Origin of the sequence: Ciceribacter thiooxidans, from assembly GCF_014126615.1 — a bacterium.
Classification (GTDB): Bacteria; Pseudomonadota; Alphaproteobacteria; order Rhizobiales; family Rhizobiaceae; genus Allorhizobium; species Allorhizobium thiooxidans.
The window spans coordinates 3041577-3064831 of sequence record NZ_CP059896.1; the positions used below are offsets into that span (position 1 = coordinate 3041577).

Here is a 23255-nt window from a genome sequence, read left to right on the forward strand (position 1 = left end):
TGACACGCCGAAAATGCAAGTGCTTGAAGTTGCTGGAGCGGGTGAAGGGAATCGAACCCTCGTATTCAGCTTGGGAAGCTGCTGCTCTACCATTGAGCTACACCCGCAACAGGGGCACAAATCCAACAGATCCCCCGGTCTGTCAAGTGTGAAGAGCCGGCGCGGCGACGCTTTGCAAGACACGCACCAAAGCCACCAAGTTTTTACTTTCCCGGAGCAATGTGGCGGCGACCGCCAGACATCCGGATGACTACCCATGCCCTTGCTCCGTCGCCTTCTCGAATCCAACCACTTCGAAACGGCGATCACCACCCTGATCCTGCTGAATGCCGTTACTCTGGGACTCGAGACCTCGCCCGTCCTTTGGGCTCGCTACGGATCCCTGCTCTACGCGATGGATCACACGCTTCTAGCAATCTTCGTCCTGGAGATCGTGGCGAGACTCATAGTCTATCGCAGTCGCTTCTTTCACGACCCCTGGCGGGTTTTCGATCTTCTCGTGATCGCCGTCTCGATCGTGCCGGCCACGGAGACGGTCTCGATCCTGCGCGCGATGCGGGTCTTACGTCTTTTCCGGCTGATTTCCGTCGTCCCTTCCATGCGGCGGGTGGTCGGCGGGCTCTTCTCCGCGCTCCCCGGCATGGGCTCGATCTTCCTTCTGCTGGGGCTCGTCTTCTATGTCTCGTCCGTCGCCGCGACCAAGCTCTTTGCCGCGGACTTCCCCGAGCTTTTCGGCAATATCGGCAAATCCGCCTTCACGCTTTTCCAGGTCATGACGCTCGAAGGCTGGACCGGCGACGTCGTGCGACCGGTCATGACGCTTCACCCGCTCGCCTGGGTCTTCTTCATTCCGTTCATCGTCGCGACGTCGTTCACGGTCCTCAATCTCTTCATCGGGATCATCGTCTCGTCCATGCAGGCCGAGCACGAGATTCCGAGCGCCGGAGACCAGGAAGACCTCAAGGAGAACCAGGATCTCATCCTTGCGGAGTTGAGAGAACTGCGCAGGGAAGTCGCGGCCCTGCGGCGCGCCTCAACCAGCCCGGAAATGCTTGGACAGCTTTAGCCCCTGCGCCTGGTAGCTGGAGCCGAGGCCGGTGCCGTAAATGCCTGCCGGACGCTCCTGCATGTGTTCGTAAACGAGACGTCCGATCACCTGCCCGTGTTCGAGGATGAACGGCACCTCGTGGCTGCGGACCTCGAGGACGGCGCGGCTTCCGGCGCCGCCTGCGCTGGCATGGCCGAAACCGGGGTCGAAGAAGCCTGCATAGTGCACGCGGAATTCGCCGACCAGCGGATCGTAGGGCGTCATCTCTGCTGCGAAGAGCGGAGGTACGTGGACGGCTTCCCGCGAAACGAGGATGTAGAACTCGTCCGGATCGAGGATCAGTTCGTCGCGTCCACGGCTGTAGAGCGGTTCCCAGAAATCAAGCACGTCATGGGCCGCCTTGCGGTCGACGTCGATCACGGAGGTATGGTGTTTGCCACGATAACCGATCAGGCCGTCCGGGCCACTGCCCTTGAGATCGATCGACAGCGCAATGCCACCGCCCGAGACGTTCGGCACTTCGCTTGCGACGAGCGTCTCCGCCTGGTGCAGATCGAGCAGTTCGGTGTCGCTCAGCAGGGAATGGCCGACGCGGAACCTGATCTGCGACAGGCGTGATCCACGCCGCACGATGACCGGAAACGTCCGCGGGCTGATTTCGAGATAGAGAGGTCCACGGTAGCCGGCCGGGATCTTGTCGAACTCCTGGGCGTGATCGACCATCACGCGGGTGAAAATGTCGAGACGCCCGGTCGAACTCTTGGGATTGGCAGAGGCGGACATGTCCTGCGGCAGGTCGAGGCTTTCCATCAGCGGCACGATGTAGACGCAGCCCGTTTCCAGAACGGCCCCGTCTTCGAGATCGATCTCGTGCAACGTCAGGCGTTCGAGCTTGTCTGCAACCTTGTGCTCGCGACCGGGCATGAAGCTCGCGCGGACACGCATCGCCCTCGAACCGAGGCGCAGGTCCAGGCTTGCCGGCTGCACCTGGTCGGCGTCGAGAGGCGCCTCGCTTTTCAGCCGGCCTTCACCGAACAGAGCGTCAATGGCGCGATCCGCCAGGATACCCGTGATCCTTGTCATCTTGTCCCATCCCGTTTGGCCCGACAAAACCAAAGTCGAGGAATTGACGCAAGCCCGGGATCGGCGTATGGCAAGCTTATCCCGTGGTGATTTGGCCGGTCGGCTTGCAGCCACGTTAAACAAATGGCTAAAGAGACCGGGTGCTTGAAACCGGTCCGAAATCGCGACCGGTTTTTTTGTGTTTGAAAGGCTGAGTGGCATGAGCAAAAACTGGCGTCCCGCAACGCGACTGGTTCATGGAGGCACCCTTCGCTCTCAGTACGGCGAGACCTCGGAAGCGATCTTCATGACGCAGGGTTTCGTCTACGAGTCCTCCGAGGCGGCGGAAGCGCGCTTCAAGGGTGAGGACGATGGCTTCATCTACGCCCGTTACGGCAGCCCGACGAACGACATGTTCGAGAAACGCATGTGCCTGCTGGAAGGGGCAGAGGAGGCTCGTGCCACCGCATCCGGTATGGCTGCCGTCGCTGCCGCCATCCTTTGCCAGCTGAGAGCCGGCGATCACATCGTCGCGGCCCGCGCCCTTTTCGGTTCCTGCCGCTGGGTGGTCGAGACGCTTGCCCCGAAATACGGCATCGAATGTACGCTGGTCGACGGGCGCCATCTGGAGAACTGGGAAAAGGCGATCCGCCCGAATACCAGGGTTATGTTCCTCGAAAGCCCGACGAACCCGACGCTCGAAGTGATCGACATCGCCGGCGTCGCCAAGCTCGCAAATCAGGTCGGCGCCAAGCTGGTGGTCGACAACGTCTTCGCCACCCCGCTCTTCCAGAAGCCGCTGGAGCTCGGCGCCCATGTCGTCGTTTATTCCGCAACCAAGCATATCGACGGCCAGGGTCGCTGCCTCGGCGGCGTGGTGCTGTCGAGCAAGGAGTGGATCGACGAGGAGTTCCAGGACTATTTCCGCCACACCGGCCCGGCCATGTCGCCGTTCAACGCATGGACTCTTCTGAAAGCTGTCGAGACACTGCCGCTGCGTGCACGCCAGCAGACGCAGAGCGCCGCGAAGATCGCCGACTTCCTTGCCGAGCAGGGACAGGTCGCACGCGTCGTCTATCCCGGTCGCGCCGACCATCCGCAGGCGGACATCATCGCCAAACAGATGACGGGCGGCTCGACGCTGGTCGCCTTCGAACTGAAGGGCGGCAAGGCCGCCGCGTTCGCGCTGCAGAATGCGCTGAAGATCGTCGAGATTTCGAACAACCTCGGCGACTCCAAGAGCCTGATTACCCATCCGGCGACGACCACACACAAGAACCTGACCGACGAGGCCCGCGCCGAGCTCGGCATTTCGGGTGGCACCGTGCGGCTTTCCTGCGGCATCGAGGACACCGACGACCTGCTGGAAGACTTCGCCCAGGCGCTCCGCAAGGTTCCGGCCTGAGCCATCTTACGCGTCCTGCTGCCCGGCGCCCCGCGCGTCGGGCATGCTCGTCAGCGCAACAGACGGCAAATCGGCTAGTCGCCGTTAGGACCAATTTTACGAAGTCGCGACACTTTGCTTGCTCTGCACGTCCGCATTCCTTGACCCGTGCGGAGAGCTGATAGATATGGTTAGCAAGGCATAAAGAAGGTCAACCCTATGTATCGAGCCCTGACGCAGGATATCGAAGTCAGTGTCGAGCCTTACTACCTCGAAGAGCAGTCCGATCCGGATGACGGACGATACGTCTGGGGATACCGGGTGGCGATCACCAATCACTCGGACAGGTCGGTCCGCCTGGTGAACCGCTACTGGCACATTACCGACCAGAACGGCCAGGTCGACGAGGTCACCGGCCCTGGCGTTGTCGGCGAGCAGCCGCAGCTGAGGCCCGGCGACACCTACGAATACTCCTCGGGTTGCCCGCTCGACACGCCTTCAGGCGTCATGTTCGGCCATTACCAGATGGAAACCGATGAGGGCGACCGCTTCGAGGTGGCTATCCCGGCATTCTCGCTCGACGCGCCGGGCATGCTGCGCGTCCTCAACTGAGGCCGGGCGGACCGAGCAGCCAACCGCAATGAAAAACGGCACCGCCGGTCTGGACGGTGCCGTCGTCAATTTCAGACTTCGCGAACCTCGGCCGCTTCATAGCGGTAGGTGGTCGAGCAGAATTCGCAGGTGACGGTGATCGCGCCGTCTTCCTGGCTCTCTTCGATCTCCTCGTCGGAAAAGCTCTTCAAGACTCCCTTTATCTTCTCCCGCGAACAACTGCACCGGTCGAAGACCGGCTGCGGCTGGTAAACCCGCACGCCGCGCTCATGGAATAGACGGAACAGGAGGCGCTCTATGCCGATTTGGGGATCGGTCAGTTCGTCGGCGTCGACGGTGTCGACGAGCACCTGCGCTTCCGACCAGGCATCGTCCTCCGAAAAGACATACTCGCCGTCGTCACCGTCACCACCATGCAGGTCCGGCTGGCGCATCCGTTCCGGCGCCTCGGGCAAGAACTGGGCAATCAGCCCTCCAGCCCGCCAGCCGCGGCGCGGATGTCCCTCCTCGTCGCGATCGAAGAACTCGGCGACGCCGAGACGCACCCGCGTCGGAATCTGTTCCGACTGACGGAAGTAGACCCCGGCAATCTCCTCGAGCGAGGTACCGTCGAGAGGCACGATGCCCTGGTAAGGCTGCATGAAGCTGCCCTGGTCGATGGTGAATGCAAGCACGCCTTCACCGAGCAGGGCCTCCGGTGAAGTCCTGTCTTCCTCGACTGCCGTTTTCAGTGCATCCTCGTCGAAGCGGGCATAGGCGCGCACGTCTTCCGGCGTCGAGAAGTCGACGACCAGGAGATCCACCGGCCCGTTGCTCTTCGTCTGTACCGTAAATTTACCCTGAAATTTCAATGACGTACCGATCAGGACCGTGAGGACCATCGCCTCCGCCAGAAGGCGGGCGACGGGCGCCGGATAGTCGTGCCGCGCGAGAATGGTGTTGACCAGCGGGCCGAGCTGCACGGCCCGGCCACGCACATCGAGACCTTCCACCTGAAACGGAACAACACGGTCATCTCCGGCGAAACCGAATTCGCCGAGTTCAGTGGCCTTGTCTGCCATTATTGTACTCCTTGCGCCGCAGGCGCCTGATTGCCGGGGACGCATCAGTCCCGAATTTACCGCTCACATGGGGTCCCCAGGCGAGAAGATCAAGCCGGATGCGACAGGCGCGAGCAAACCGGATCAGATCGCACCAAGGCACCAGGCGAGGATCGATTTCTGCGCGTGCAGCCGGTTCTCTGCCTCGTCGAACACGACGGACTGCGGACCGTCGATCACCTCGTCGGTGACCTCTTCGCCGCGGTGTGCGGGCAGGCAATGCATGAAGAGGGCATCCGGCTTTGCATGCGCCATCAACGCTCCGTTCACCTGGTAGGGCTGGAAGACGTTGTGCCCCCTGGCCTTGTGCTCCTGGTTCATCGAAATCCAGGTATCGGTAATGACGGCGTCAGCACCTTCCACGGCGCGCTCCGCCTCGTGGCAAAGCATGACTTCACCGCCATTGTCGCGCGCCCAGTTGAGGTACTTGTCGTCCGGCTCGGACCCGAGCGGTACGGCCATGTTCATCCGGTAGCCGAAGCGGGCGGCTCCTTCCACGAGCGAATGCAGGACATTGTTGCCGTCTCCGGTCCAGGCGAGCGTCTTGCCCTTCACCGGACCGCGATGCTCCTCGAAGGTCATGATGTCGGCCATGATCTGGCAGGGATGCGTGCTGTCGGTCAGCGCGTTGATGACGGGAACCGTCGCGTGCTCCGCCATCTCCAGGAGACGCGAATGATCGGTCGTGCGGATCATGATCGCATCCACGAAGCGCGAAAGGACCTTTGCGGTGTCGCCGATCGTTTCGGCACGGCCGAGCTGCATTTCCGTGCCGGAAAGGAAGAGGGTCTCGCCACCGAGCTGGCGCATACCGACGTCGAAAGACACACGCGTGCGGGTGGACGGCTTTTCGAAGATCATCGCAAGCATCTTGCCGGCAAGCGGCTTGTCCGCCGTTCCGGATTTGGTCGCCTGCTTCCGCACACGGGCGTCATCCATGATGGTGCGCAAATCGTGGGACGAAACGGCCGAGAGGTCGAGGAAATGCTTCGGAGATACCATGGGAAAACCTGTCTGAATTTCTGCTGCTTAGGCTTGTGCCGCCTGCTTTTCGTGGGCGCCGTGCACCCGTTCGGCCGCGCGCTCGATCCGCGAAAGCCCCTCGCGCGCTTCTTCCGCTGTCGTGATCAGCGGCGGCAGCAGGCGAATGACATTGTCGCCAGCCGGAACGCTGAGAATGTGCTCGTCCCGCATGGCCTGCAGCAGTTCTGCGTTCGGTACCTTCGCCTTGATGCCGAGCATCAGGCCCTCGCCACGGATATCCTCGATGACGTCGGGGAAGCGGTCGTGAAGCGCTGCGAGCCCCTGCCGGAAGACCAGCGCCACATCTCGCACGTGCTCCAGAAAACCATCTGCAAGAACAACGTCGAGCACGGCGTTGCCGACGGCCATCGCCAACGGATTGCCGCCGTAGGTCGAGCCGTGCGTTCCGGCTTTCATGCCGGACGCAGCCTCCGCCGTGGCAAGACAGGCACCCAGAGGAAAGCCGCCACCGATACCCTTGGCGACGGCCATGATATCGGGCGTGATGCCGGCCCATTCATGGGCGAAGAGCTTGCCTGTGCGCCCGACGCCCGACTGGACTTCGTCGAGGATCAGGAGAAGCCCCTTTTCGTCGCAGATCTGGCGAAGCGCCCGCAGGAACTCATTGGACGCCGTACGAATGCCGCCTTCACCCTGCACCGGCTCGATGAGGATTGCAGCCGTATTATCGGTGATCGCCGCCTTCACCGCCTCGATATCGCCGAACGGCACCTGGTCGAAGCCCGGTGCCTTGGGTCCGAAACCTTCAAGGTACTTCGCCTGCCCTCCCGCAGCGATCGTCGCCAGCGTGCGGCCATGGAAGGCACCCTCGAAGGTAATGATGTGGAACTTCTCCGGGTGCCCCTTCGAGAAATGATAGCGGCGCGCGGTCTTGATCGCGCATTCCAGCGCCTCGGCGCCCGAATTGGTGAAGAACACCTTGTCGGCGAAGGTCGCGTTCGTCAGCCGTTCACCCAGAGTCTCCTGGCCCGGCACCTCATAGAGGTTCGACAGGTGCCAGACCTTTCCGGCCTGCGCCTTCAGGGCCTCGACGAGATGCGGATGCGCATGACCGAGCGCATTCACTGCAACACCGGCCGCGAAATCGAGATATCGCTCACCATTCTCCGCAATCAGCCAAACCCCTTCGCCGCGCTCGAAACGCAAAGGCGCGCGCAGGTAGGTTTCGTAAAGCGGCGTGGCTTCAGCCATGGCGGAACAGCTCCTTCGCAACCGATAGATGTCAAGAACGATCATCCGATTTCCCGGAGAAAAATCCCCGAAAAAATCAAAAATGCCGCCTTTCGGCGGCGGCTGGCACTATCGGCATTTCCCGTTGCGCTGTCAACAAAACTGCGACAGGCAAAGGTTTTTTGTCACGCCGGGACGACTTTCACAGCTTTGATTTTTTGCGCCAACGCCAACCAGCAAGTTGGGGAAAACTTGAAAATCGATTCCCGTTGATTCGTCCGACTCTTGTCACGGAGTCAGCGCCACACTAGGTTAAATTTACATTAAAAGATTGCATGCGGCAGAAATAGTCACCGAAAGTATCGAGGAAGTTTTGTTTCGGATTCGTTCGAAGCAACGGTGACGGATTCTGCCATCAAAATCGCGACGGCGGAGATAATGGCATGAATTGGACAGATGAGCGCGTCGAAAAACTGAAAAGGCTTTGGGCTGAAGGCCTGAGCGCAAGCCAGATCGCCGCGCAACTCGGCGGAGTCAGCAGGAATGCCGTGATCGGCAAGGTCCACCGTCTGAACCTGCCGGGACGCGCAAAGTCCGGCGGCGGCACGGCACCGGCGCGTACGCCGAAACGCCCGGCACCGACCCCTCGTCCGTCGGGCTTTGCTGCACGCGTTCCCACCCGTGCAAACGCCCGGCCGGCAGGCGGCGCCATACTGAAGGAAGAGGGCCAGATCGGTCTCATCCAAGAGGTCCGCGCCGTAACCTCCTCCAACGTCGTGATTCCGATTTCCCGCCGCCTCGGCCTGACGGAACTCACGGAGCGTACCTGCAAGTGGCCGATCGGCGATCCGATGAGCGACGAGTTCCACTTCTGCGGCTGCGAGTCTCTCGATTCCTCACCCTATTGCAGCTATCACGCGAAGCTCGCCTACCAGCCGGTTTCCGAGCGTCGCAAGGCGGAACGGTAAGCTTTCGCCGACACAGCAGAGAAAACGGGCCCCGCGGGCCCGTTTTTTTATACATGAGACGACAGGACCTCAGGCCTCCATCGAGTAGCCTGCCCCGCGCACGGTGCGGATGACGTCCTGCATGTTGGAAAAGTTGAGCGCCTTGCGCAGGCGTCCGACATGGACATCGACGGTGCGTTCGTCGACATAGATGTCGTGCCCCCATACGCCGTCCAGAAGCTGCGATCGGGAGAAGACGCGGCCGGGCGACGACATCAGGAACTCCAGCAACCGGAATTCGGTCGGGCCGAGGCGAACCTCGCGGCTCTTGCGATGAACGCGGTGCGTCTCCCGGTCAAGCTCGATGTCGCCGCAGCGAAGGACACTCGAGAGCACCTCGGGACGCGCGCGCCGCAGCATCGCCTTGACGCGCGCCATCAGTTCCGGCGTGGAAAACGGCTTGACGACGTAGTCATCAGCCCCCGTGGCGAGACCGCGCACCCGCTCGCTCTCCTCGCCGCGCGCCGTCAGCATGATGACCGGCAGGCGTTCGGTTTCCGGCCGCATCCGCAGCCTGCGGCAGAGTTCAATCCCGGAGACGCCCGGCAGCATCCAGTCCAGCAGCAGGAGATCGGGAACCCTTTCCTGGAGACGCAGTTCCGCCTCGTCGCCGCGCGGAATCGTCTCCACCTCGTAGCCTTCGGCTTCCAGATTGTAACGAAGGAGTACGCTCAGCGCCTCTTCGTCTTCGACCACCACTATTCTTGGCTGCATCGCTTGCTCATCCTCCGCAGCGGCATCACTCGGTGACCACGCCGACATCCGTCGTCAGGTCTTCCTTCGGTCGCTCGCCTTCCGGCTGGGCCCCGGTCGTCATGTAGTAGATGGTTTCGGCGATATTGGTGGCATGATCGCCGATCCGCTCCAGGTTCTTGGCACAGAAGAGGAGATGCGTGCAGCTGGTGATGTTGCGGGGATCTTCCATCATGTAGGTCAACAGCTCCCTGAACAGGGACGTGTAGACGGCATCGATCTCATCGTCGCGGTCACGAACCGATTTCGCCTTTTCCGCCGATCGGGTCGAGTAGACGTCGAGAACTTCCTTCAGCTGAACGAGCGCGAGCTCGGAGAGATGTTCGATCCCGCGAGCCAGCTTGCGTGGAATACCGGCGCTCTGGACCGCCATGGCGCGCTTGGCGTTGTTCTTGCCGAGATCGCCGACCCGTTCGAGGTCGCTGGCGATCTTGAGCGCTCCGATGATCTCGCGAAGGTCACTGGCGACGGGCTGACGACGGGCGATGGTAATGACAGCCTTGTCGCCGATTTCGCGCTCTGCTGCGTCCATGATGACGTCGTCGGAGATGACCTTGTGCGCAAGCGCGGAGTCGCCCTGGACCAATGCCCGGACGCTGTCGCTCACCATCTGTTCGGCAAGTCCGCCCATCTCGGAAATGCGGCGCATCAGGTATTTCAGTTCTTCGTCGAAGGCGGAGTAGATGTGTGTCGATGACATGTCGTGATCCTCGAATGAATGCGTCAGCGCGACCGATGACAGGGCATCAGCCGAAGCGGCCCATGATGTAGTCCTGCGTGCGCTGATCGTCGGGATTGGTGAACATCTTGTCGGTATCGTTTTCTTCGACGAGCTCACCGAGATGGAACATCGCCGTGCGCTGCGACACACGCGCCGCCTGCTGCATGGAGTGGGTCACGATGACGATCGTGTAGTTCGCGCGAAGCTCGTGGATCAGTTCCTCGACCTTGGCGGTCGCGATCGGATCGAGTGCCGAACAAGGTTCGTCCATCAGGATGACCTCGGGGCTGACGGCGACGGCGCGGGCGATACAGAGACGTTGCTGCTGGCCACCCGAAAGCCCGGTGCCGGGCGCATCGAGGCGATCCTTCACTTCATTCCAGAGGCCGGCTTTCTGCAATGCCGACGCGACGATGTCGTCCATGTCCGACTTCTTGCGAGCGAGCCCATGAATGCGCGGGCCGTAGGCGACGTTCTCATAGATCGATTTCGGGAACGGATTCGGCTTCTGAAACACCATGCCGACCTTGGCGCGCAGTTGAACCGGATCCACCTTGGGATCGTAGATGTTCTCCCCGTCGATGGAGATGTGTCCTTCGACGCGGCAGTTGGCGATCGTGTCGTTCATGCGGTTCAGGCAGCGCAGGAAGGTCGACTTGCCGCAGCCGGAAGGTCCGATGAAGGCGGTGACCGAACGCGGCGGTATCTCGATGTCAACGTCCTTGATCGCGTGCTTGTCGCCATAGAACACCTGAACCTTGCGGGCCGAGATCTTCGAGTCGTTCATCGTTGCAGCCTTCGTCGTGGTCGTCATTGTAGTCGGCATGTTACTCATAGTCAGCCCTCTTACCAACGGCGCTCGAAGCGGCGGCGAAGAATGATCGCGATCAGGTTCATCATCAGCAGAAATACGAGAAGCACGATGATCGCACCGGACGCGCGCTCCACGAAGGCCGGGTCGCCGCGTTGCGTCCAGTTGTAGATCTGGACCGGAAGAGCGGATGCCGGGTCGAAGAAGCCTTCTGGTGGCCCGGCCGGATACTCACGGACGAACGCCACCATGCCGATGAGCAGCAATGGCGCCGTCTCCCCGAGGGCGCGAGCCAGACCGATGATCGTTCCTGTGAGGATACCCGGCATCGCCAAAGGCAATACATGATGGAAGGTCGCCTGCATCTTCGACGCACCGACGCCGAGAGCTGCATCGCGGATCGACGGCGGCACTGCCTTCAGCGCCGCGCGCGTGGCTATGATGATGGTCGGCAACGTCATCAGCGTCAGTACGAGGCCGCCGACGATCGGCGCCGACTGCGGCAAACCCACGAAGTTGATGAGGACCGCGAGGCCAAGAATACCGAACACGATCGAAGGCACCGCCGCAAGATTGGAGATATTCACCTCGATCAGATCCGTGAACCTGTTCTGCGGAGCGAATTCCTCCAGGTAGATCGAGGCAGCAACCCCAAGCGGCAGTGACAGTACGAAAACGATGAGCATCATATAGGCGGAGCCGATGATGGCGACACCGAGACCGGCGGCTTCCGGACGCGTATCGGAAGCGTCCGGTGCCGTGAAGAACGACCAGTTAAAGTTGGTCGTCAGAATGCCCGCTTCCTTCAGCTTGTCCGCCAGCATCAACTGCTCGGGCGATATGTTCCGGTCGAGCTTGGCGCTCTCCATCGTCACGCGGCCCTTGTAATAGCCATCGATACGGCCGGCGGCGAGAAGATCGAAACGGACGGTCTGGCCGATCGCCGAAGGATCGGCAAGGACGAACCTGCGCAGATCGGCCGGGGCTTCCTTGGAGATCAGTTCTGCGGCTGTCTTTGCATTGACGCCGTCGCCAGCAATACCTTTCGCGGCCATCGCATCCTGGAGAGCCTTCTGGATCAGCGGCGCATAACCGAAGGTGGATACCTTGGCGATCGCCTCCGGATTGCGGTCGCCCGCCTTGTCCAACTTGGCTGGATCGAGAAAAATGTCGAGCGAGACGTATGTCTGCTGGAAGGACGACAGGCCGTTCGACAGGATCGACGCCAGCAGCCCGATGAGGGCGACAATACCGATGATGACGGCGATGCGTCCCATCATCCGGAAACGCGCCTCGGCCGCATTGCGCCGGCGGGTTCTCTCGTCGGCAGCATATAGCGACTTGCCTCTGGCTTCGGCAGACGAGGCGGAGAACGCGGAAATCTCGGTCATTCGTACTGCTCCCGGTATTTGCGCACGATGTAGAGGGCCAGCACGTTCAGCCCGAGCGTCAGGACAAACAAGGTAAGGCCGAGGGCGAAGGCAACCAGCGTCTCGGGGCTGGCAAATTCGGTGTCGCCCGTCAGCTGGCTGACGATCTTCACAGTCACCGTCGTCATCGCCTCGAACGGATTGAGTGAAAGCCTGGCGGTCGCGCCTGCGCCGAGCACCACGATCATCGTTTCGCCAATCGCGCGGCTCGCGGCCAGGAGTACCGCACCCACGATGCCCGGCAGGGCCGCCGGAAACACGACCTGCCTGATTGTCTCCGACTGCGTGGCACCAAGAGCGTAGGAACCGTCGCGCAGCGACTGAGGGACAGCGTTGATAATATCGTCGGACAGGGAGCTCACGAAGGGGATAATCATGATCCCCATGACGATGCCAGCCGTCAGCACCGAAGATGAGGAATTTCCAAGCCCAAGGGGCTGCGCGATCCAGTCGCGCAGAAACGGTCCGACGGTCACGAGCGCAAAGAGACCGTAGACGATCGTCGGGATACCGGCGAGCACTTCGATGGCAGGCTTGACCAGGCTGCGCACGGACGGTCCAGCATATTCAGCGAGATATATCGCGATCATCAGGCCGAGCGGAACGGCGACGACGAGCGCCACCAGCGAAATGTAGAAGGTGCCCCAGAGCAGCGGCAGGATGCCAAGGTCAGAACCACCACGGAACTGAGGGTTCCAGACGGTGGAAAAGAAGAAGTCCCGGGCCGGATAGATCTTGAAGAAAGAGTACGTCTCGAAGAACAGCGACGCGATAATGCCGATCGTCGTGAGAATGGCGATCGTCGACGCTGAAACAAGCAAGGCCCGAACGAAACGCTCGCTGATGTTTCGCGCCCGCAGATCAACCGCGATGCGGCGATACGCCCAGAGAGCAAAACCGACCGAAAGGGCCAAGGCCAAGGCGCCGGCGACGATGTTGCCGGTCTTGGAAATCTGACGGTAGGACTTCGCCGCCTCAAACACCGGCGGCGGAACGTCGTTACCGAGAGCCACACCAATCCCGGCCAGAAGACCGCGGACGTCGGTGACATCCGCCTGCATCTGCGAAAGCTCGCTCTCGCTGATGCCGCCGCGCGCCAGCACCGCGTCAAGGCCATCCGCAATCCGGCGGACGTCAGCCATGACCAGGCTGCGCGCCCCGCCTTCCGGTATTGCGCTGTCGGGGATCATGTCGCTGACGCGCGTTTCGATCAGTAGAGGCTGAACGACCAACCACGCGACAAGCACGACAAGGGCGGGAACGGCCGCGAACAGCGCGACGGTCTGACCATAATAGGCGGGAAGTGAGTGAAGCTTAGCCCGCTCACGCGCCGCGAGAGACACGGCTCGGCGCCGACCGAGAACATACCCGACGGCCGAAATTGCCGCCACGACAAGGACAACGATGCCCGGACTCATCTCGCCAGCAACCTCCAGAAAGAACAAGACCGGCGGCGCGATCACCGCGCCACCGGTCAGAGCGGATTAGTTCAACGCACCCATCGGCGTGCGAGCCTTTACGGCCGCCTGGGTCTTGGCGAGTTCCGGGTCGGGAACCAGGCCGTATGCCGCCAGCGGGCCGTCCGGACCGGCCATTTCGTCGGAGACGAAGAACTCGATGTATTCCTGCAGGCCAGGGATCACGTCGAGGTGAGCGTTCTTGACGTAGAAGTAGAGCGGACGCGAAACCGGATATTCACCCTTGGCGATCGTTTCCACGGACGGCGTTACGCCGGACATCGTGGCGACGCGCAGCTTGTCGGTATTGTTCTGGTAGAAGGACAGACCGAATACGCCGATAGCATTCTTGTTGGCATCGATACGAGACAGCGTCTCGGTGTAGTCACCGTCGATATCGACCGAGACACCGTCGGTGCGCAGCGCCATACAAGCCTTCTCGGCGGCCTTTTCATCACCGCCGTTGGCTGCCTTGAGTGCTTCCAAGGCGCCGTCTTCCTTACAGCCATCGATGATGACCTTCTCATCGAACACTTCGCGGGTGCCATGCTTGGTGCCCGGGACGAAGGCAAGGATTTCCTGATCCGGCAGGTCGGCACGGATCTCGTTCCACTTCTTGTACGGATTGTCGACGAGCTGGCCGTCCTTGACGACCTTGGCAGCAAGCGCCATGTGCCAGTCGGCCGGGGTGAAGGCAAATTCGGCACCGTTGATGTCGGAGGCGAAGACAATGCCGTCGTAGCCGATGCGAACTTCCTGGATTTCCTTCACGCCGTTCTTGGCGCAGTTATCGATGTCCGACTGCTTGATGCGCGAAGAAGAGTTGGCAATGTCGATGGTGTTTTCACCGACGCCTTCGCAGAGCTTCTTGCGGCCAGCGCCCGAACCACCGGACTCGACGACCGGGGTGGGGAAATCGGTGTTTTCGCCAAAGGCTTCAGCGACGATCGAAGCGTAAGGCAGAACGGTCGAAGAACCGGCGATCTGAATCTGGTCACGAGCAGCAGCTGCGCCGGCAAATGCGACCGAAGCGACCATTGCCGCCAGGGAAAGTTTCAGGGTGTTCATTTCAATCTCCCGTGAGTGGGCTAGTGTGTGGATGCAGCCGCAAACGGCCTCACCGTCCCCGTGCATCAGCAGCACGTTCATACTCACTCTTGCCCTTCTCTTTTATGTCACTTGGATGAAAGATTTGTGACACATCAAGCGATTGAAATTACGTTATATTTTTAAATTTTTCCACACCCGGTGGGCACGTTTATGTCAAAACCGGACGGTGAAGTCGGTTCCCCTGTCGATCTCCGAGCGAACGATCAGACGTGCACGGTGGCGCGTCAGGATGTGCTTGACGATGGCGAGACCGAGGCCCGTACCCTTCTTGGACCGGCTGTCCGCCACACTGACGCGATAGAAGCGCTCCGTCAAACGGGGAACATGCTCGGCCGGAATTCCGGGCCCATGGTCGACGACACTCACCTCCACCGGCACGCCGTCGCCGTGGCGAAGGTAGACATCGACGACCTTGCCCTCCTGGCCGTATTTGCAACCATTCTCGACGAGGTTCTCGAAAACCTGCACCAATTCGTCGCGATCGCCGAGGACCTCAACTTTCCCTTCCGGCAGGTGCAGACAAATATCGACGCCAAGATCGGCGGCGAGCGGGGCCAGCGAATCCCGCACATGCCCGAGTACGGGGACGAGGTCGACCTTCTGGTCCGGCGCGATATGTGCCTTGAGTTCGAGCCGGGACAGCGACAGCAGATCATCGACCAGCCGGCTCATGCGCGTCGCCTGGTCCAGCATTATCGCCAGGAACCGCTCCTGCGCCTTCGGATCGCCGCGAGCCGGCCCCTGAAGGGTTTCAATGAAACCGCGGAGCGACGCGAGCGGCGTGCGCAGTTCATGGCTCGCATTGGCAACGAAATCACTACGCATCCGGTCGAGCCGGCGCAGTTCGGATATGTCGCGGAACGAGAGAAGGAAGAGCTGCGGCAGCATGCCTGCGGGATCCTCGACCTGCGCCGAGCGGACGATATAGACACGCTCCGACGGCAGCCGCTCGGAGTGTTCGATCTGATTTGGCTCGCCTGTCTCGATTGTCTCGCGGATCATGTCGAGAATGCCGGGCGAGCGCCAGCGCGTGGAAATATGAAGGCCCGCCAGCAAGGGACCGAAAGCCTTCTCGGCGGCATTGTTCTGGGCCAGGACGGTCGCATCGCCGTCGATCATCACAACCGGCAGATCAAGCGCTCCGAGAACCGACTCCACCTGCGAAAGCGTGGCTTCGATCGCTTCCGTATGTTCAGTAGGACTTTCCTCTATGCGCGGAGAAGCCTGATCCCGAACGAGTACCGCGAGCGCTGCAAGGAACCAAAGGGCGAGAGAGAACACCGGCTGCGCGCCGGCGAAATAGGCGGCCGCCGCCACAAGAGCCGCCGCGGCCAGAAAGCTCCAGCCCGCGCGCAAGCGCGACATCACCACTTTCAAAGCACCGCGATCTTCAGCCACGCAGCCCTCATCTGCCACTTCCAGGAACCCACGCGCCCCGTGATAAACATAATTCATGACAGATGTTTACTGGCCCTGCCACGGCCACTGCGGGATATCCCCCGGCGATAGAGCCGGACCGATGCTTGTATTGGCGGCGCGAATATGTCCTCACTAGTGCATCTCCGGTCGCGACGAGGGAAATCTCAATGAATACGCCAGCAGAAAGCCGTGCGGTAACACTCAAGCTCGGCGGGAAGGAAAGGGTCTTCGACATCGACGACCCGCACCTTCCCGACTGGATCGACGACAAGTCGCTTACCTCCGGGCACTACCCTTACGACAAGAAGCTCGATGAGGACGACTACGAACGAGAACTGCAGCAGCTGCAGATAGAACTCGTCAAAGTGCAGTTCTGGCTGCAGAAGACCGGCAAACGGGTGATGGCCCTGTTCGAGGGACGGGATGCCGCCGGAAAGGGCGGCACTATCCACGTGATCCTCTCCTACATGAATCCGCGGTCGGCGCGCGTTGTGGCGCTGACGAAGCCGACGGAGACGGAGCGGACCCAGTGGTATTTTCAGCGTTATGTGCCGCATTTTCCGAGCGGTGGCGAATTCGTGCTCTTCGACCGCTCTTGGTACAATCGCGGGGTCGTGGAGCCCGTCATGGGATTCTGCACGGAAACGGAATGCGAGAAGTTCCTGAAACAGGCGCCGCATTTCGAGAAGCTGATCGCCGCCGACGGCATCCACTTCTTCAAATTCTGGCTGGAGATCGGCCAGGAAATGCAGATCGAACGCTTTCACGACCGCCGCCACGATCCGCTGAAGATATGGAAGCTCTCTCCGATGGATATCGCCGCGCTCGGCAAGTGGGACGACTACACGAAGAAACGCGACCGGATGATCGAGGAAACCCATACCGAACACGCGCCGTGGACCATAATCCGGGCGAACGACAAGCGCCGCGCCCGGTTGAACGCGATCCGCCACATCCTCACGTCGATAGACTACGAAGGCAAGGACGACGAGAAGATCGGCAAAATGGACAAAAAGATCATCGGCAAGGGATCGGATTTCCTCGCAGGCCGATGATGTTGAGGAATGGCGCGGCAGCCGTCGGCGATCACTGCCCCGGCAGAAGACGGACGGAATAGAGATTCACGCCTTGGCCAGCACCGCCCAGCCCGGCATTCAAGAGGAGCCGGCCGGGCGTCGCCGGGGCCATGGACCGGTCGAAGGTTACGCGAAACAGCACGTCGGTTTTCTGGGTGTTTACGGTGAAGCGATGGCGCGAGCAGTCACCGAGCCTGCCGAAGTCGCATTCGACGGCGATCTGCACAGGCTGGTCGCCCGAGGCTTCCACGGTCAGAGCAAATGTCGACGTCTTGCCCGCCATCTCGCGAAGGGTGTCGGTTGGTACCGTGATCTCGACATTGCCGTCGGCGTCAGGCGAACGCGAGACAACATTCATCGCCGTTCCGTCGCGGGCACTGACGACATCCACCGCGGCATTGGCGCGTGGACGAATGACGTCGATGCGCTTCGGCTCGAAAATCTCGATCCAGTCGTCGGAAAAGCCGTTCCGGGTTTCGAGCGGCTTCGGCTCCTGCGTGCCGGTAAAGTCCTCTTCCACGGCCTGCGGCGGCGGATTGGGGACACTGGTATCGCGCTCCGCTTCGCTCAACATGAGCCCGGAGGTGTAAACCCACCATGCCCCCGTGCCGATCGCCCCAAGAAGAACAGCGAACATGAAGAGCCGTGCAAAGAGGCCTCGCCGCTTTTTCCGCGGACGGATCGGCGCCTCCGGACGAACCTCCATCGCCGCAGCGGCGGTCCGGCTCTCGTCCCGTTCCATCGATATATCGACGCTTTCAGAACCCCGATGCAGGCGCTCGGCTCGCAGGTCGCCAAAATCACCCGCGGCTGGGGCATTTTCGCGGCGCTCACCCGAACCGGTTTCGACGGCGGAAACTGCCGGCGCATGGACTGCCGGCATCGCGGGCGTGTCAGGGCGTTGCGGCTCGGCGACCACATCGGCCGACGGCGGAAGCCCCATTTCGGGCTCAGCGGTCGAGAGCCGCTCCCGTTCCTCCAGCTCGATTGCATGGATTGCCGTCTCGAGCTTATGCCGTTGCTGGGCGATGATCTCGGGATCGGTGATGCCCTGCTTCTGCAGTCCGGTTTCCAGTGCGTGCCGCGCCGACTGGTAGATCCGGGCACGCGTTTCCGCATTGGCGCGATCCGATCGCTCTAGAGCGTTCCTGATGGCCGCTTCCAATCCGTTCACTGACGTTCCCTCGTCGGTCGGCAACCGGGCCGATCCCGTTGCTGCTGCTCAGCGATTCGGTAACGGCTGCCCCGCCGATCTGCAAGGCCTCGCGTCCGCAGGAGGGAAGATACTCAGAAAAAAGTGGCCTGGTTTCGACGAAGTCGCCGTCGACAAACCCGATCAGGCTCTCCCTGCGGCCACCCCGAGCAGCCGGCATTCTCTGCGTGACGGGCTCCGAATTGACCTGCAGGCATGGTCTTTTCCATCTGCCCATCCTCTGCTAAGTAAATTGACGTTTCCGTAAACGTAAAACACTCCGAGGTCTTTCATGGCACTTCCCGCGGTCCTCTCCGAGAATCTTCGCCTCCCGGTGATAGCCTCGCCGCTCTTCATCATCTCGCATCCGGAGCTGACACTCGCGCAGTGCAAGGCCGGCGTCGTTGGCGCCTTCCCGGCGCTCAACGCCCGGCCCGAGAGTCAGCTCGACGAATGGCTCGCCATGATCACCGAAAACCTTTCTGCCCACAACGCAGCCCATCCGGAGCGGCCGGCGGCGCCCTTTGCCGTCAATCAGATCGTTCACACGTCCAACAAGCGCCTCGAGCACGACCTGATGATGTGCGTGAAGTACAAGGTGCCGATCGTCATCTCTTCACTGGGAGCGGTCCCCGAGGTGAATGCGGCCGTGCATTCCTACGGCGGCATCGTGCTGCACGACGTGATCAACAACCGGCATGCCAATTCGGCGATCCGCAAGGGTGCCGACGGGCTGATAGCGGTCGCAGCCGGGGCAGGCGGCCACGCCGGAACACTCTCGCCGTTCGCGCTCGTACAGGAAATCCGCGAGTGGTTCGACGGACCGCTGCTGCTTGCCGGAGCCATTGCCACAGGCGGCGGCATTCTCGCCGCACAGGCGATGGGTGCCGACATGGCCTATATCGGTTCCCCCTTCATCGCAACGACGGAAGCGCGCGCCTCCGATGCCTACAAGCAGGCCGTGGTGGAAGCGCAGGCGAACGACATCGTCTACTCGAACTATTTCACCGGCATTCACGGTAACTATCTGAAATCGTCGATCCGCGCCGCCGGGATGGATCCCGACAATCTTCCGGTCGCCGATCCGTCGAAGATGGATTTCGAAAAGGCCACCACCGGCGCCAAAGCATGGAAGGACATCTGGGGCTGTGGACAGGGCATCGGCGCGGTAAAGGCCATCGAGCCTGTGGCGGCCGTCGTCGACCGACTCGAGAAAGAGTACAAGGCGGCCCGCAGCCGCCTCGCCCTCTAACCCGCCGACGAGCACGGCTCCAAACGGAAAACGCCGGGAGAAGAAAATCCCGGCTTGAAATTCCCGCGCGATGCTTGTATCAGCGCGCACAGATCAACGAACCGCGCCAGACGCGGTTCGTCTTGGCCGCTTTAGCTCAGTCGGTAGAGCACATCATTCGTAATGATGGGGTCACGTGTTCGAGTCACGTAAGCGGCACCACTTTCCTGTTTCATCGAAATCGAACCAGCAGAAAAACACCGCAGTGCGCCGGCGATGTCGCTGCGACGTTTTTCCAAGAACCGGCGCGGAGTATTTTCTTTCCGTTTTCCCCGGTTCGTGGCAGATTGAAAACATGGCACAATCCATCCGCCGTAGCCTTGTCGTGTTCCTTGCCATGCTGGTCCTTGCACTCGGGCCGGCGGGGGTGAACTCGAATTTCGCCGCGGGTGTAACGCACGAACTTGCCGCGGCATCGATGGCGTCCACGCATATGCATGGTCCGTCGAACGCCATGCCTGTCTCCCGTGGAGATGATTGCTGCGCAAAGCTGCAGTCAGGAAGCTGCGGCGATTGTCTGATCCTCCGCTCTTGCGAGACCGCGTGCGCCGCTCCGGCGGTTCTGGCCGATGCGCCCATCGCCACTGTCACGGTCAGATCCGGCCGCGACAAGACCGACGCTGATGTACTCGTTACCGGGATCATGGTGAAGCCGCCGACGGAGCCTCCGAAAGCCTGACGCGATCTCTTTTCGTGATGGTCCGCGCTCGGTATGCGCCGTTCGCGGTCCGCTTCTCATGCTTTCGATTGCCGGCGATGCGCGGAAGACCGCACCGGCACACCAAATCCAGGACAAGACAATGAACCGTAGACAATTTCTTTGCACCGCCGTTCTCGCCGCCGGCGCATTCGTCGCAGCCGATGCTGCCTTCGCTGCCGGTGAGACGATTACCCTTCACAAGGATCCCAATTGCGGCTGCTGCCACCTTTGGGGCGAGGCCATGCAGCGCGCCGGCTACAGCATTCGAACGATCGACGAACCCGATCTCGCACCGGTGAAGATGCGTTACGGCGTGCCGGACGAGATGCAATCCTGCCACACCGCGGTGGTCGGCGGCTATTTCATCGAAGGCCACGTCCCCGAGCAGGCTCTCACAAGACTGCTGTCCGAACAGCCGGACATAGCGGGCCTTGCCGTTCCCGGCATGCCGTCCGGATCGCCCGGCATGGGCGACGATCCCGACGCCTCGTTTGAGGTTTACGCGGTCTACAAGGACCCGTCGAAGCAGCCGACCGTCTACTTCCGGGCAGGGCCGAAGGGCTGACGGCAACGCACGCCGACGCGGGTTACCAGGCTGGCTGACGCCAGAGGCGGATGGTCGGACGTTCGAGCACCCTATAACCGATCGCGCCGGCCAGAATGCCGGTCGCGACGGCCGAAACCATGAGGGCCGGCATCGCTATGCCGGCCGCCATCCCAAGCTTCGCAACCACAGAAATTGCGAAGGTATGCCAGAGATAGATGGAATAGGACGCGTCACCGAGAAACGCGGGAAGTGCTGCACGAGCGACCCCGCCGCTCGCCTCCAGAGAAACCGTGCCGAGGACCAGCGCCGTCGCGAGAGGACCACAGGTCCAGGTGTCGAACGGCAAGCCGAGCAGGTGGATCACGGCAAATCCGCCGAGGCCGGCGGCAACCAGCAGTGCCCCCGTCAGGCGCCCCGGCACGCGACGCCGCAGCCAGAGCATTCCGATAGCCATTCCCGCTACAAACTCAAGAATGATGGGACGGGTATAGGTGAGGAGGAACAGGTTGTCGCTCGCGAACATCTGGCCGACGACGACCAGTGCCGCAAACAGCATCCCGATCGCAAGAAATCGCCATCGCTTCGGCAGGAAGAGTGCCGCCGCGAAGACGACGTAGAAGAACATCTCGTAGTTCAGCGTCCAGCCCTGCACGAGGACCGGCCATATCTCGCCGTTGCTCGGCGAGCGCGCCGGAATGAAGAGGAACGAGGCGAGGACATGGCCGATGCTCAGCCGGAGATTTGGAAAGAGCCCGACAACACCGCCAGCGATCATCACCGCCGTCGCCATCCAGTAAACCGGGACAATCCGACGAATGCGACCGCGCAGGAAACTTAAGGGTGTCGGACTGCGACGCTCGGCAACCACCCACATGATGAAGCCGCTGACGACAAAGAAGACATCGACGCCGACGGCACCGATTGCGAAGGAATAGCCAAGCTTTTCGGCGGCATGAAACAGAACCACGGCGATCGCGGCAGCGGCGCGGAGATACTGAATTCCGTAGAGCGTGTTCAACGGCGCCTCCTTCACATGCCCGCTCCGCCATATGCGGGAGCCGGGCGGACTGCCACCGGAACAAGAGCGGCAGGTCGACGGCGCGGGTGAGAGACCTGCCGCAGTGTCAGCCTGCCCGCGCAGAAATAGAGGAGAAAGGAGCCGACATGATAAGGCGTCAGGATGTCGATCTCCACGAAGGCCCGCATGGCGAGCAGGGCCGATATCCCGAAGAGTATTACCGATTCCCGGCCCGCGGCACGGGAAAGCATCTGCCAGGTATGTCCGGCAAGCGTCACAACAAGCACGAGCGTAAGCAGCAGAACGCCCACAAGACCCGTTTCCACCGTCGCCTCAATGAAGGTGTTGTGGAAATGGAAACCGGTACGGCTCGTGATGAAGAACTCGTCCCACAGCCGCTCGGCTTCGGAAAAGCCCTGGACCCAATAGGCCTGATATCCGACACCGAAATAGGGATTGGCACGGGCAGCCTCCATGCCCTGCTCCCAGAGATAGGTCCGGCCGGTCAGGGTGGCGTCCTTGCCGAAAGCTCCGAGAATGAGCGAAAAGCCGTCCCCGTACACGAAGGCAAGAATGCCGACGAAAGCGAAGGCTGCCACCGCCAGGAAGAGCCCCTTGCGCCGCTTCGGCGAAAGGATCTGTAGCCCACGCGCAACCGTGGCCAGTGCCACCACGACCGCTCCGGTCAGCACCGAGGTCGCCGATTGCGACGCGGCGAGCGAATAGGCGGAGAGCAGCCCGACCGCGGCGGCTGCAAGAAGCCAGAGTTTGCCATCGGCCAGCAGGACGACGGCAGCGAAGGCAAAATAGACCCCGAGCGAGGCGTAAAAGCCGAGCTGGTTCTTCGAGGCGAACGCGCCGACGAAACTGTACGAGCCGTCGAGCGGGTCATAATGGTAGACGCCGAACAGCAGGGAAAAGACAAGGACCAGTCCGGTTCCGACGATTGCGCCCTTGATGAGCGTTCGCAGATCTATGACGCGCATCGCAACAAGTGCACAGATCACATGCGAGAGATACTGAATGCCGGTACGGGCACTGTGGGCCGGGGCAGCAGACCAGAAGACGGAAAGGCAGGCGAAGACCGCGAAGGCGAAGATCCAGTAGTAGCGGGCGTAGTTGCCGAGCACGCGGCGGTAATCAACCAGCGCCAGTGGCAGCCACAGCCCGTAATAGAAAAGGATGGAAATCTGCCCCAGACGTGCCGAATAGGCGAAAACGAAGAACGAGAGCGCAACTGCCACGGTCCCGTAAAACGTGTTCTCACCCGGCCCGATCAGACTGGACTTCGCGACCCTCATCC

General features: G+C 61.4%; 22 protein-coding genes, 2 tRNA genes and 1 riboswitch. Of the genes, 9 read left to right on the top strand and 15 right to left on the bottom strand.

The annotated features are described in order from the left end of the window. Positions 1-33 precede the first annotated feature (33 nt). Positions 34-107 (bottom strand) — tRNA-Gly (locus tag H4I97_RS14985). Between the two features lie 149 nt (positions 108-256). Here H4I97_RS14985 and H4I97_RS14990 point away from each other — a divergent pair. Next, positions 257-1066, top strand: a complete 810-nt coding sequence (locus H4I97_RS14990) for an ion transporter (protein WP_182305441.1) — start codon at positions 257-259, stop codon at positions 1064-1066. On the opposite strand, the gene H4I97_RS14995 is transcribed toward H4I97_RS14990, so the two are convergent. Then, the gene (locus tag H4I97_RS14995; protein WP_182305442.1) at positions 1034-2131 is read right to left on the bottom strand and encodes a 2'-deoxycytidine 5'-triphosphate deaminase; all 1098 of its coding nucleotides are present in this window, start codon (positions 2129-2131) and stop codon (positions 1034-1036) included. The two genes, H4I97_RS14990 and H4I97_RS14995, sit on opposite strands and share 33 nt — an antisense overlap. A gap of 73 nt (positions 2132-2204) precedes the next feature. Continuing rightward, positions 2205-2283, top strand: a riboswitch (SAM riboswitch). Between the two features lie 47 nt (positions 2284-2330). Between H4I97_RS14995 and H4I97_RS15000 the strand changes: the two genes are divergently transcribed. Both H4I97_RS15000 and apaG read left to right on the top strand, forming a co-directional pair. Beyond that, complete coding sequence (locus H4I97_RS15000) at positions 2331-3515, top strand: O-succinylhomoserine sulfhydrylase (RefSeq protein WP_182305443.1); 1185 nt, start codon at positions 2331-2333, stop codon at positions 3513-3515. Between the two features lie 198 nt (positions 3516-3713). Further along, positions 3714-4106: a Co2+/Mg2+ efflux protein ApaG gene (gene apaG / locus H4I97_RS15005; protein ID WP_182305444.1), complete on the top strand. Its 393-nt coding sequence runs from the start codon at positions 3714-3716 to the stop codon at positions 4104-4106. Between the two features lie 71 nt (positions 4107-4177). On the opposite strand, the gene H4I97_RS15010 is transcribed toward apaG, so the two are convergent. From H4I97_RS15010 to H4I97_RS15020, 3 genes are all read right to left on the bottom strand, one after another. Beyond that, positions 4178-5167, bottom strand: a complete 990-nt coding sequence (locus H4I97_RS15010) for an Hsp33 family molecular chaperone (RefSeq protein WP_182305445.1) — start codon at positions 5165-5167, stop codon at positions 4178-4180. Between the two features lie 123 nt (positions 5168-5290). After that, positions 5291-6208 carry an ornithine carbamoyltransferase gene (gene argF / locus H4I97_RS15015; protein ID WP_182305446.1) on the bottom strand — a complete coding sequence of 306 codons (918 nt, stop codon included), beginning with the start codon at positions 6206-6208 and terminating at the stop codon, positions 5291-5293. A 27-nt stretch (positions 6209-6235) separates the two neighbouring features. Further along, the gene (locus tag H4I97_RS15020) at positions 6236-7441 is read right to left on the bottom strand and encodes an aspartate aminotransferase family protein (protein ID WP_182305447.1); all 1206 of its coding nucleotides are present in this window, start codon (positions 7439-7441) and stop codon (positions 6236-6238) included. A gap of 422 nt (positions 7442-7863) precedes the next feature. Here H4I97_RS15020 and H4I97_RS15025 point away from each other — a divergent pair, with 422 nt between their 5' ends. Further along, entirely contained in the window at positions 7864-8388 is a 525-nt protein-coding gene (locus tag H4I97_RS15025; RefSeq protein WP_182305448.1) for a GcrA family cell cycle regulator, read from the top strand. Positions 8389-8457: 69 nt separating this feature from the next. On the opposite strand, the gene phoB is transcribed toward H4I97_RS15025, so the two are convergent. The 7 genes from phoB to phoR form a co-directional block, all read right to left on the bottom strand. After that, positions 8458-9141: a phosphate regulon transcriptional regulator PhoB gene (gene phoB / locus H4I97_RS15030; RefSeq protein WP_182305449.1), complete on the bottom strand. Its 684-nt coding sequence runs from the start codon at positions 9139-9141 to the stop codon at positions 8458-8460. A 25-nt stretch (positions 9142-9166) separates the two neighbouring features. Then, complete coding sequence (gene phoU / locus H4I97_RS15035) at positions 9167-9880, bottom strand: phosphate signaling complex protein PhoU (RefSeq protein ID WP_182305450.1); 714 nt, start codon at positions 9878-9880, stop codon at positions 9167-9169. A 46-nt stretch (positions 9881-9926) separates the two neighbouring features. Then, the gene (gene pstB / locus H4I97_RS15040; protein ID WP_244658789.1) at positions 9927-10715 is read right to left on the bottom strand and encodes a phosphate ABC transporter ATP-binding protein PstB; all 789 of its coding nucleotides are present in this window, start codon (positions 10713-10715) and stop codon (positions 9927-9929) included. A gap of 32 nt (positions 10716-10747) precedes the next feature. Beyond that, entirely contained in the window at positions 10748-11992 is a 1245-nt protein-coding gene (gene pstA, locus H4I97_RS15045) for a phosphate ABC transporter permease PstA (protein ID WP_425306243.1), read from the bottom strand. Positions 11993-12099: 107 nt separating this feature from the next. Continuing rightward, entirely contained in the window at positions 12100-13560 is a 1461-nt protein-coding gene (gene pstC, locus H4I97_RS15050; protein ID WP_182305453.1) for a phosphate ABC transporter permease subunit PstC, read from the bottom strand. Between the two features lie 66 nt (positions 13561-13626). Further along, a complete protein-coding gene (locus H4I97_RS15055) occupies positions 13627-14667 on the bottom strand; it encodes a substrate-binding domain-containing protein (RefSeq protein ID WP_182305454.1) in 1041 nt (346 codons plus the stop codon). 195 nt (positions 14668-14862) lie between these two features. After that, on the bottom strand, positions 14863-16107 hold the full coding sequence (gene phoR / locus H4I97_RS15060) for a phosphate regulon sensor histidine kinase PhoR (protein WP_378143369.1): 1245 nt from the start codon (positions 16105-16107) through the stop codon (positions 14863-14865). Positions 16108-16295: 188 nt separating this feature from the next. On the opposite strand from phoR, the gene ppk2 reads away from it, so the two are divergent. Next, positions 16296-17183 carry a polyphosphate kinase 2 gene (gene ppk2, locus H4I97_RS15065; protein WP_182305455.1) on the top strand — a complete coding sequence of 296 codons (888 nt, stop codon included), beginning with the start codon at positions 16296-16298 and terminating at the stop codon, positions 17181-17183. Positions 17184-17214: 31 nt separating this feature from the next. Here the strand turns inward: ppk2 and H4I97_RS15070 are convergent, their stop codons facing one another. Further along, entirely contained in the window at positions 17215-18378 is a 1164-nt protein-coding gene (locus tag H4I97_RS15070) for a hypothetical protein (RefSeq protein WP_182305456.1), read from the bottom strand. A 310-nt stretch (positions 18379-18688) separates the two neighbouring features. Between H4I97_RS15070 and H4I97_RS15075 the strand changes: the two genes are divergently transcribed. The 4 genes from H4I97_RS15075 (at position 18689) to H4I97_RS15090 (ending at position 20952) form a co-directional block, all read left to right on the top strand. After that, positions 18689-19648: an NAD(P)H-dependent flavin oxidoreductase gene (locus tag H4I97_RS15075; protein WP_182305457.1), complete on the top strand. Its 960-nt coding sequence runs from the start codon at positions 18689-18691 to the stop codon at positions 19646-19648. A 125-nt stretch (positions 19649-19773) separates the two neighbouring features. Next, positions 19774-19849 (top strand) — tRNA-Thr (locus H4I97_RS15080). 133 nt (positions 19850-19982) lie between these two features. Further along, entirely contained in the window at positions 19983-20366 is a 384-nt protein-coding gene (locus tag H4I97_RS15085) for a hypothetical protein (RefSeq protein ID WP_182305458.1), read from the top strand. Between the two features lie 121 nt (positions 20367-20487). Next, entirely contained in the window at positions 20488-20952 is a 465-nt protein-coding gene (locus H4I97_RS15090; protein WP_182305459.1) for a DUF411 domain-containing protein, read from the top strand. 22 nt (positions 20953-20974) lie between these two features. Here H4I97_RS15090 and H4I97_RS15095 read toward each other — a convergent pair whose 3' ends face one another. Next, a complete protein-coding gene (locus tag H4I97_RS15095) occupies positions 20975-21952 on the bottom strand; it encodes an acyltransferase family protein (RefSeq protein ID WP_182305460.1) in 978 nt (325 codons plus the stop codon). Positions 21953-21963: 11 nt separating this feature from the next. Further along, the gene (locus H4I97_RS15100) at positions 21964-23253 is read right to left on the bottom strand and encodes an O-antigen ligase family protein (RefSeq protein ID WP_182305461.1); all 1290 of its coding nucleotides are present in this window, start codon (positions 23251-23253) and stop codon (positions 21964-21966) included. Positions 23254-23255 lie beyond the last annotated feature (2 nt).